At 42.9% G+C, this 11,272-nt stretch carries 5 protein-coding genes; 2 read left to right on the top strand and 3 right to left on the bottom strand.

Going from position 1 to position 11,272, the window contains the following annotated elements; translation table 11 throughout:
- The first annotated feature begins 739 nt into the window (after positions 1-739).
- Positions 740-1,534 (top strand): DUF3800 domain-containing protein, encoded by a 795-nt coding sequence (locus LMH66_RS16115; protein ID WP_229371224.1) that lies wholly within the window; start codon positions 740-742, stop codon positions 1,532-1,534.
- Between the two features lie 99 nt (positions 1,535-1,633).
- Here LMH66_RS16115 and lysS read toward each other — a convergent pair whose 3' ends face one another.
- From lysS to LMH66_RS16100, 3 genes are all read right to left on the bottom strand, one after another.
- The gene (gene lysS / locus LMH66_RS16110) at positions 1,634-3,136 is read right to left on the bottom strand and encodes a lysine--tRNA ligase (RefSeq protein WP_229371221.1); all 1,503 of its coding nucleotides are present in this window, start codon (positions 3,134-3,136) and stop codon (positions 1,634-1,636) included.
- A gap of 12 nt (positions 3,137-3,148) precedes the next feature.
- Positions 3,149-4,247 (bottom strand): peptide chain release factor 2 gene (prfB, locus tag LMH66_RS16105; RefSeq protein ID WP_198589602.1). Its coding sequence is split into 2 segments (ribosomal slippage): positions 3,149-4,171 and positions 4,173-4,247, totalling 1,098 coding nucleotides; the frame shifts between segments, so codons are not numbered across the junction.
- 362 nt (positions 4,248-4,609) lie between these two features.
- Entirely contained in the window at positions 4,610-6,274 is a 1,665-nt protein-coding gene (locus LMH66_RS16100; RefSeq protein ID WP_102529256.1) for a methyl-accepting chemotaxis protein, read from the bottom strand.
- Between the two features lie 453 nt (positions 6,275-6,727).
- Here LMH66_RS16100 and fdhF point away from each other — a divergent pair, with 453 nt between their 5' ends.
- Complete coding sequence (gene fdhF, locus LMH66_RS16095) at positions 6,728-10,960, top strand: formate dehydrogenase subunit alpha (RefSeq protein ID WP_229371219.1); 4,233 nt, start codon at positions 6,728-6,730, stop codon at positions 10,958-10,960.
- Positions 10,961-11,272: the final 312 nt, after the last annotated feature.

The raw sequence follows: 11,272 nt of genomic DNA, 5'->3' as shown, positions 1-11,272 counted from the left end.
TGTCATCATTTTTACACCAATTTATCTTAAGGGGAGTTTACCCCATATCGGTGTATAGATTCATTAAGCCACAATACCGGCGAAATTTATACAGCAAAATTTCCAACGGAGTCTGATCCAGCTTTTGACGTCATTTGTAGCCTGCCTCGGTCTTTGTCGAAAATGCTAACGCTTCCGATGGGCCATCCATGGCCCCCGAAAGCTAACCTGACATCCATGTCAGGCTCACGCTATTTTCTCGACGACCTCTATTTAAATTGAACATTCAAATAAGATCAAAAGCAGTTTTAAACCTTTACAGAATGAGCCCTGTAACAACAAATGAACCTGCAGGCTCAAGAACCTCCGTTGGAAGTGTCCGAATGCGTTGAGCTAATTTGCGTGATGGAGGCAGGACGCCGACATAGCCTCAGTTGAGCCATGGATGGCGAATCTGAGGCGATAGCAAATTCGCTCATTTAGCATGAAGATCAACACTTCGCCGGAGCGGCACAGGGAGATGCAAGAGGGGGATTGCTGTTGATCCCCTTCTTGCTCGGGTGTGGGTGGAAAACCCACGACTTTGGCTACTTTAGATTGCTTAAATTTGAATAATTTTAAATACAGAATTAGATCTTGATGCACACGCTACAATTATCATGTAAGTTAATAAATTAATTGAAAATTAAGATAGCGATAATACCCTAAATTTTCTTATTTTTAATACTGTAAATCCCATATTCAGGCAAGGAGCCTTTAGATGAGTGCAGGAAAACTTATATGGCATGTAGCCTGTGATGAATCAGGAATCGATGGGCAAGTTTATTATGGATTTGGTTCACTTTGGATGAAATACCAAAGACGCGGTGATTTCACCAGAATGATCAGAGAGCTTAGAGAAAAACATAATTATCATAATGAAATAAAATGGCAAAAAGCACATAAAAAAAATTATGCGGACTTTTACGCTGATCTAATAGAAATGTTCTTCAAAAATTCATGGCTTGCATTCCATTGCATAGTAATACGAAAGGGAATGGTTGATAAGAGCTTTCATGATGGCGATTACGACTTAGCTATGCGTAAACACTTCACAAAACTGATATCTACTAAAATTATTGCCGTTAAAAAAGCCCATCCTAATCGAGAGTGCGAATTTAGAGTAGAAGTTGATCCACTACCATCTAGATATAAAAAAGCAGATGAAGCTTTCCATAAAATAGCGAACAGCATGTTAAAGAAAGAATTCGGTGGCTCTGCATTAATTAAAACCGTAGTAACTAAAGACTCTAAAGAATCGGAACATATTCAAATTGCTGACTTCTTGCTTGGTGCAGTGATGAGCGCTTTTCAAGGTAAAGCCTCATCTCCAGCAAAATTAGCTGTAGCAACCAATATTGCTTCGTATTTAGGTTGGAAAGATTTAAAACATGATACTTGGGGAACAGAAAGAAAATTTAATATTTGGTATTTCTTTGACCCAAGGGCTGGTGAAAGAGAAGTAACAACTGAGAGCGTTAAGCTTAAATACCCTTTACCCAAACGCGTGAAATAAATTTGATGTTCACTACTCTACCCACAAAAAAACCAGCCACTTTTTCAAGTAGGCTGGTTTTTTTAATCGTGATTGTTAAGCCAACGGCTTAACCAACAATTACCCTTGTGGGCGCATCGCTGGGAACAAGATCACGTCACGGATGGTGTGCGTGTTAGTGAATAACATCACTAAACGATCGATACCAATACCTTGACCTGCTGTTGGTGGTAAACCGTGCTCTAGTGCAGTGATATAGTCTGCATCGTAGAACATCGCTTCGTCATCACCAGCATCTTTTGCATCAACTTGCGCTTTAAAGCGGTTGTCTTGATCTTCTGCATCGTTAAGCTCAGAGAAACCATTTGCAACTTCACGGCCGCCAATGAAGAACTCAAAACGGTCGGTGATGAAGTGGTTGTCGTCGTTACGACGTGCAAGTGGTGAAATATCAGCTGGGTAACCGGTAATGAACGTAGGTTGCATTAACTGTGTCTCAGCGGTTTCACCAAAGATTTCTTCAAGTAATTGACCACAAGTCCAGAATTTTTCGATAGTCATGCCAATGCTTTTCGCAAGGTTACGCATGAACTCAACGTCTTTAACTTCTTCGTAAGTCATAGACTGAATCGTTTCGTTGTCTGGGTTGTACTTCTTAATCGCATCTAACATGCTTAAACGCGCGTACGGGCCACCAAAGTCAACGGTGTGCTCGCCGTATGGAAGTTGTGGTGAACCACAAAGTTCAGTGGCGATTGAGCTTAGCATTTCTTCAGTTAGATCCATTAGATCGTTGAAGTCAGCGTACGCCATATAGAATTCCATCATAGTGAATTCTGGGTTATGACGTGGCGATAAACCTTCGTTACGGAAGTTACGGTTGATTTCAAATACTCGCTCAAAACCACCAACAACTAAGCGCTTAAGGTAAAGCTCTGGTGCAATACGTAAGTACATTGCGATATCTAGCGCATTGTGATGCGTTTCGAATGGACGAGCTGAAGCGCCACCTGGGATGCTGTGCATCATTGGGGTTTCAACTTCCATGAACTCTTTTTTCACCATGAAGTTACGGATAGCCGAAACCACTTTTGAACGCATGATGAAGGCTTCACGTGACTCTTCGTTAACGATTAAGTCAACATAACGCTGACGATAACGAGTTTCTTGGTCTGTTAGGCCGTGGAATTTTTCTGGTAGCGGACGCAATGCTTTAGTGAGCAATTGGTACTGCTCCATGTTCACGTATAAGTCGCCTTTACCAGAAAGGTGAAGCTTACCTGTAACACCAATGATGTCACCGATATCTAAACCTTGGAAAGTCGCTTTTAAATCTTTTTGAACATCTTTACCCGCATATGCTTGAATGCGACCAGATACGTCTTGGATAACTAAGAACGGGCCACGTTTAGCCATAACACGACCAGCGATTGAACGCTGAACGTCCATGCCTTCGAGTTCTTCTTTAGTGTGATGACCGTATTCAGCTTGAATATCGGCAGCCTTGTGTTTTCGATCGAAGTTATTTGGGTGACCATTTGCTGGGCAGTTTTCGCGGATGTGATCTAACTTCGCGCGGCGCTCTGCAATTAACTTGTTTTCGTCTTGAGTTTGTTCAGTCATCTTCTTCTCTCGTTAAAGGCCAGATTTAAGGCTAGCTTCAATAAACTTGTCCAAGTCGCCATCTAAGACGCTTTGGGTATTTCGGTTTTCAACACCAGTACGTAAATCTTTAATACGGGCATCATCAAGTACGTATGAGCGGATTTGGCTGCCCCAACCAATATCTGATTTGGCATCTTCCGCGGCTTGCTTATCAGCATTTTGTTTGAGCATTTCTAGCTCAAACAGTTTAGCTTTTAATTGTTTCATTGCAGCGTCACGGTTCTTATGTTGCGAACGGTCATTTTGACACTGCACGACGGTGTTCGTCGGTAAATGGGTAATACGAATTGCAGATTCGGTTTTGTTGACGTGCTGTCCACCCGCACCCGATGCGCGGTAGGTATCGACACGTAAATCCGATGGATTGATATCAATCTCGATTGAGTCATCAATTTCTGGATACACAAACACTGAGCAAAATGAAGTATGACGCTTACCTGACGAGTCAAATGGTGACTTACGCACTAAACGGTGAACACCGGTTTCTGTGCGCAGTGAACCAAAAGCATATTCGCCATTAAACTTGATGGTTGCGCCTTTAATACCGGCAACATCACCATCGGTAACTTCCATTAGTTCAGGTTTGTAATCATGGGCTTCACCCCAACGTAAATACATACGTAGGATCATGTTAGCCCAGTCCTGCGCTTCGGTGCCGCCAGAACCTGATTGGATATCTAAATAACAGTTTGCTGCATCATGAGGGCCTGAGAACATACGACGGAACTCAAGTTCCTCTAAACGCTTCTCAAGATCTTCTAATTCAGTGCTGGCATCATTAAAGGTTTCTTCATCGTCTTCTTCAACGGCAAGCTCAACCAGTCCTTCAATATCTTCAAGACCACTGTCCATATCATCAATCGTTTTAACAACGGCTTCTAATGATGAACGTTCTTTACCTAAGGCTTGGGCGTTATCTGGATCGTTCCATACTTCGGCACTTTCAAGCTCTCTTGTGACTTCTTCTAAACGCTCTTGCTTAGCAGCGTAGTCAAAGATACCCCCGAAGAAGTTCGGTGCGGTCAGCGAGTTCCTTGATTTTGAATTTAACTGGGTTTACTTCAAACATGATTATTTCTACTTTAATGGAAATTTAGATTGCTGCAAACCGAGTATTCTAACCTATAGCAAGCGCTAAACCTAGGGGCAAGCACCCTCGTTTTAGTGACTTTTTATCACTTTATTGGTCTGTGCTAACTATCGGTTTAGATACGAGTATAAGGACAGGTATAAGTAGAGGTATAAGCAACTGTGTAAGTATCGGTTCACAAGAAACCTAGCCTTTACGCTTATCACCTTCTAAAAGTCGCTCAATAGTAGATATTTACTGACATAAAAAAAGACGACTCAACATTGTGAGTCGTCTTAATGGAGCGGGATTAAATTAACGTTTAAGTTAGCCCTAATAATAACCTTGTCATTAAGCCTTTTTTAGACCTTAAATTGACTTACTAACGTCGATAAATAATCACCAGAACTTGCCACAGAAGTACTCACCTCAGCTGCTTGCTGACTCGATGATAGCAACTCATTGACGATCTCTTGTACCGAGGTGATATTACGATTAATTTCTTCAGTCACTGAGCTTTGCTCTGTTGCGGCCGTAGCAATCTGAGTACTCATGTCGTTAATACTGGTCACCGATGAGGTCACAGCACCTAAACTTTCAGATATCGCTTTCGATGAATCCACCGAACGTATACCACTTTTCTGGCTTTGCTCCATCGCGTCAACCGCTTGGCCGACTAACTTATGCAGTTCAGATAGCATTTCATTAATCTCAACGGTACTGGCTTGGGTTCGACTAGCTAAGCTACGCACCTCATCAGCAACTACTGCAAAGCCGCGACCTTGCTCGCCTGCCCTTGCAGCTTCAATGGCTGCATTTAATGCCAGTAAATTGGTTTGCTCAGCAATGCCGCCAATAACTGTCAGCACTGAATTAATTTTTTTAGACTGCTCACTCAGCGAACTAATATTCTCTGCAGCGCCATCTATTTGCTTCATTAACAGCGAGACTTCATTTAATGAAATATCGACACAATCTTGTGCTTTAAGGACAAAGTCAGATGCGACATCTGTTGCCTCAGCCACACTGTTGGTGTTTTGCGCCACGTCATTTGCCGTAGCTGACATTTCAGTAATCGCTGTAACGATTTGATCGACTTCGCTGTTATGGCTATACAACTGATTTGAAATCGTCACAGTTTGATCGTTAATAGTTTTAGCCGCACCTTTGACTTCATCAGTGGCGCCGGATACTTCAGTAATAATCGCTTGGAGTTTTTCGACAAACAAATTAAATGCGATGCCTAGCTGCGCAATTTCGTCATGGCCATTGATCGCTAAACGTTGAGTTAAATCCCCGTCACCGCTGGCAATGTCATTCAGTGAGTTAGCCATATTTTGGATCGGTTGCACCATTCGATGTGCAATCACCACCAGGGCTGATGCGGTTATCACGCCTAATATTGAGGTAATCAACAAAAAAAACATCACACTCTTGTTCATCTCTTCTTGTTGTAAGACCTGAAATTTTTCTATCACACCTTCAATATCATCAATATAAGCGCCCGAACCTAACATCCAATTGGTATTCGGGATCATTACTGCATAACCGAGTTTTTCAGTTAACCCTTGGGTATTTGGCTTTTGATAATAGTAGGAAAAATTACCTTCACCCGATTTAGCAGCATTAAGCAAACCAACAATGATTTTAGTGCCATTGGGGTCGGCCATATCAATTTTATTCTGCCCTTCTAGCTGTGGCTGCATCGGGTGAAAAATATTGACCCCTGCATCATCATAGATAAAAAAGTAACCCGCACTACCAAAGCGCAAATCTCTCAAAGCTTGATTCACATTACCTTGTGGGCCTAAATTAATTTGGTACTCAACAACGCCTTGAGCTATTTCAACAGCTTCTTTGAGCTGATTTTTGCGTTCTAACACTAACTCATGTCGAAAATCTTTAATGTCATTATTAAGAGACTGCTGTTCGCTAATATAAAACAGCACTAACACAACGGTGAGAATAACAATTAATGGAATAAGAGAAAGCGCAAGAAGCTTATTTCGAAGAGATAACCGCAACATATAACTTACCTTTAAAAGTGATAACCTTTGAAGTATATATGTCATACTGAATTAAGTTACAAAAATTCAACAATAAAGATAAATTGATCACAAATATATCTCGAACGTGATACAGATTAGAAATGCCTTATTTATGAACCTCTAATAAGAATATCCCCATACCGCTTTAAATAATTTCAGCCGATAATTCATCTGCTATTTATACCTGCCCACTTAAGATTAAAAGCGCTTCATAATTCGTTGTAGTTATAAGTTTTGGCAAAAATGAGATCAAAGTCAGCGACGATATTTCTATTAATCGCTTTAGCGCACATAACAAACTTGAATGTGAAGCCAATTACAAAAATAAACTCCATCCATCTCGGTTCATTCTGTTCAGAACTAAATCAGTATATTTTGTAGTACTAATAAAAGGCTAATAAAGCCAATGATAAATTAAACAAGGCCTACAAGATGATTACACTCAAAATAGACGGCAAATCTTTGTCGGTTAATCGTGACAGGAATCTTCTCCAAGCTGCACATGATGCTGGCATTATCATTCCTAGCTTATGCGACCCAAGCCAAGCAAGTTCAGCCCCTAATCCTGATAAACAAGATTGCGATCTTTGTGTGGTCGACATTAAAAATAATGACGGTAGCTGTCGTAAAGTAAAAGCCTGTAACACCCTCGTTGCCGACAACATGCAAGTCACTACCCAAACGGCTGAATTAAGCGAGCTACGACGCAATGCGTTAACCCATATTTTGTCTGATCATTTTGCTGACTGTGAAGCGCCCTGTCAGCAAGCCTGTCCTGCCGGCGTTGATATTCAAAGTTATCTATTTCATATCGCTCAAGGTAATCACACCGAAGCGGTAAAAATAATTAAACAAACCTTGCCACTGCCGTTATCTATTGGCCGTGTGTGCCCTGCTTTTTGTGAAGCTGAATGTCGCCGTGGATTAGTCGATGAGCCCGTGGCGATTCGCCAATTAAAGCGCCATGCAGCTGACTTAGATTTAGCTGATGAACACAGCTACCAAATTGAGCGCAAACCCGATACAGGCAAAAAAGTAGCCATTATCGGTAGTGGTCCAGCGGGCTTAAGTGCGGGTTACTTTTTAGCAAACCAAGGCCATAACGTCAGTATTATTGAGTCTATGCCCCAGGCTGGCGGCTGGCTACGTTACGGCATTCCTGAGTATCGTTTACCGAAAGCTATACTCGATAAAGAAATTGCCTTACTGACTGATAATGGCCTTAACATTCAAACCAATACTCGCCTCGGCGAAGATGTTCATTTAAAGCAACTCACCGACGATTTTGATGCGGTTTGTTTAGCTATTGGCGCGCAAAAAGCGGTACCGATGAATTACCCTGGTAGCGATCTCAAAGGCTGTTATTTAGGCGTTGATTATTTACGTGATTACTGCACTGACAAAAGTTATGCCGTGGGTAAAAAAGTTGCCGTAATTGGTGGCGGAAATACCGCGATTGATTGCGCGCGCACCGCAGTGCGAGCAGGCCATGATGTCACCTTAATCTATCGCCGTACTCGCGATGCTATGCCTGCAGAGCCCTATGAAGTACATGAAGCTGAAGTTGAAGGGGTTAAATTTCACTTTTTGACCAACCCAGTTAAAAACATCAGCGATGAAAATGGTCAAGTTAACGCGATAGAGCTTGCAACAATGGTATTAGGCGAGCCAGACAGCTCAGGACGTCGCTCGCCAAAAGCCAGTGGCGAAACCTTTATTGAAGCGTTTGATACTGTTATCGCAGCTGTGTCGCAAACACCAGACATGAGCTTTTTAGAACACCCTGACAGCTATCTAACCAGTGGCGAAATCGCTTTAAGCCGCTGGAATACCTTTATTGGTTGTGAGCACACCATGTCTGCGGGGGTTGAAAAATTATTTGTTATTGGTGACTCACGCACTGGCCCAGCAACGGCTGTTGCTGCAATTGGTGATGGCCGTAAGGCCGCGATTGCTATTGATAAGTTGCTGCACCAAGGTTTAAGTTGTGAATTAACTCCACAGCAGTTTAATGCGACTAAAGCCGCAAAAACCAATTCTTTAAGCGCTGAATTATACCCAAATACGCAAGCAGAACCGCGCTATAAAATGGCTGAACTCACTGCCATCGAACGCCAACTTAACTTCAATGAAGTTGAACAAGGCTTTGAGCACACTGAGGCGATGAAAGAAGCGGCTCGTTGTCTTGAGTGTGCTTGTCAGGCCAATACCGATTGTAAGCTGCGTGACTATGCCACTGAATATCATGTTGATGCTAAAGCACTCGACACCAGCAAGATGCAGCAATTTTCAGTAGATAAAACCAGTCCGTTTATTCAGTTTGATGCCAACCGCTGTATTAGCTGCGGCAAGTGTGTTGATATCTGTGGTCAGCAGAGCGGTCATAATGCGATAAAGTTTGAACAAGACAGCTTCCAAGCTTTACCAAACAGTCACGATACTGAACGCCAAGCGCCAAGAGTTGGCTTTAACGTCACCATGGCCGACAGTGATTGTGTTCAATGTGGTAACTGCGTGCAAGTTTGTCCCACAGGCGCATTAGTTGATGCCCGCGATAAACGCCAAGGCTCAACTGAAGAGTTAAACACCACTTCAACCATTTGTACTTATTGCGGTGTGGGTTGTCGCATTAATGTCAGTGTGTCGCCAACAACAGGCAAAATTTGCCATGTTGAAGGCAGCAATGATTCAGATGTGAATGAGGGGATGCTGTGTGTTAAAGGTCGTTTTGGCTATGACTTTATTCAAAGCGAGCAACGCTTAACCACGCCACTTATGCGTAAAAATGGTGAGTTAATCCCTTGCAGTTGGGATGAAGCCATCGACACGATTGCAGATAAGTTAACCCAAGTAAAAGCCAACAAAGGCGGCGATGCCATTGCCACCTTAGCCTCTGCAAAAGCCACTAATGAAGATAATTACTTACTGCAAAAGTTTGTTCGTAGCATATTAGGGACTAACAACGTCGATCATTGTGCGCGTTTATGTCACGCCAGCACAGTATCGGCGCTGCAGCAAAGTCTAGGTAGCGGCGCGATGACAGGCGATATTCCTGGGATCAAAGAATCTGATTTAATCTTTATTTTGGGTTCAGACACCTGTAATGCTCACCCGATTATTGCCTCGAAGATCAAACAAGCGATCCGCCATCACGGTGCACGTTTAATGGTGGCCGATCCTAAACGCGTGTCGATTGCCGATGAAGCACAGCTTTATGTGGCGCAAAAGCCTGGCAGTGATGTGGCCTTAATCAACGCGATTATGGCTGAGATCATTCGCAATGACTGGCATGACAAAGCATATATTGCACAGCACACAGAAGGTTTTGAGGCTGTTATCGATACTGTGATGCGCCCTGAATATACCTTAGAAACTGCAGCCAAAGTCTGTGGTATCAGCGCTGATAACATTGCCAAAATGGCCAAATTAATCGGTACGGCAGAGAAAACTGCTATTTACTATGCCATGGGGATAACCCAGCATACTTCAGGCCATGACAATGTTACTGCCATTGCTAACTTGCAAATGCTCTGTGGCAATATTGGTAAAGCGGGTGCTGGTATTAACCCACTTCGGGGTCAAAGCAATGTGCAAGGCGCTTGTGATATGGGGGCGTTGCCACAATATTACACTGGCTATCAAAAAGTGGATAACCCAGCGGTACAAGCTAAATTTGAACAACACTGGAACACGACTCTTTCGTCTAATGTCGGCTTAACGGCTACCGAGGTGATGCATGCAATCAGTCACGATCAAGTGGATGCGTTATATGTGATGGGTGAAAACCCTGTACTTAGCGATCCCGACCAAGCACACGTACTCGAAGCCTTAGAGAAAATCCCATTCTTAGTGGTGCAAGATATTTTCTTAACCGAAACTGCCCAGTTAGCGGATATTGTTTTACCAGCAGCATCATTTGCTGAAAAACTAGGCCACTTCACTAATACTGAGCGCCGAGTACAACGCTTACAACCTGTATTAACTCCACCAGGTCTTGCCAAGCAAGATTGGAAAATCATCCATGCTATTGCCAATAAAATGGGCGCTAATTGGGATTACGCTAACGAGCAAGCCATCACTGACGAGATAAACCAAGTGACCCCGCAGTATCAAGGGATCACATGGGACAGACTCAATAATGATGACCAAGGCAAACCAAGCAAAGGTATTCAGTGGCCGTGTGCCAATCAGCAACACCCTGGCACCAGAGTATTACATCAAACTGCGCCTATTAAAGGTAAAGGCTTGTTTACGGCAGTCACCCACCGCAGTCCTGCAGAAACCACCTGTGATGAATACCCATTAGTGTTATCTACTGGGCGCTTATTGGAGCAGTTCCACACAGGCACTTTGAGTCGTAAAACCCAAGGGTTAGATATATTAGGTACGCCAAGAGTGATGATGTCGGTATTTGATGCTGAACAATTGGGCGTCAGTAATGGCGATATGTTAAAACTGTCGACTCGACGTGGCGAGTTGGAAATTGCAGCGTTCGTGACTAAGCGTGCTCAAGCTGGGGTGCTATTTTTGCCGTTCCACTTTGCTGAAGCCGCAGCGAACAAGCTCACCATTAATGCGATTGACCCTGTGGCTAAAATCCCAGAGTTTAAAGTGTGTGCGGTTAAAGCTGAGTTAGCTCAACCTCAAGTAGCTGAAGCGGTATAAGCTTTCAGGTGACAAAACGGTAGCAATTAGAAATAAATAGTGATTTGAAGTTAAAAGGACTTTAAAAGCTGTGGTAGCCACATTTTACTGGCGACCACAGCTTCACTTTATCAAGCTTTAATCGCCAGCTTTTTAACATCGGGCGCGTAGAGGTAAACCACCTTGGTATACCTATACAACTAAGCAAGCATTAGTGAACAAGCAGAACTAAACAAGCTGTACTAAACGAACATCAGTGAACAGCTATTAGTGAACAAGCTGCACTAAACGAACATCAGTGAACAGCTATTAGTGAACAAGCTGCACTAAACA

The organism is Shewanella sp. 10N.7 (genome assembly GCF_020806285.1).
In the GTDB taxonomy this organism is placed as follows: Bacteria; Pseudomonadota; Gammaproteobacteria; order Enterobacterales; family Shewanellaceae; genus Shewanella; species Shewanella electrodiphila.
The sequence above is the reverse complement of the archived record's forward strand: the minus strand, read 5'-3'. Positions and strand labels throughout refer to the sequence as shown.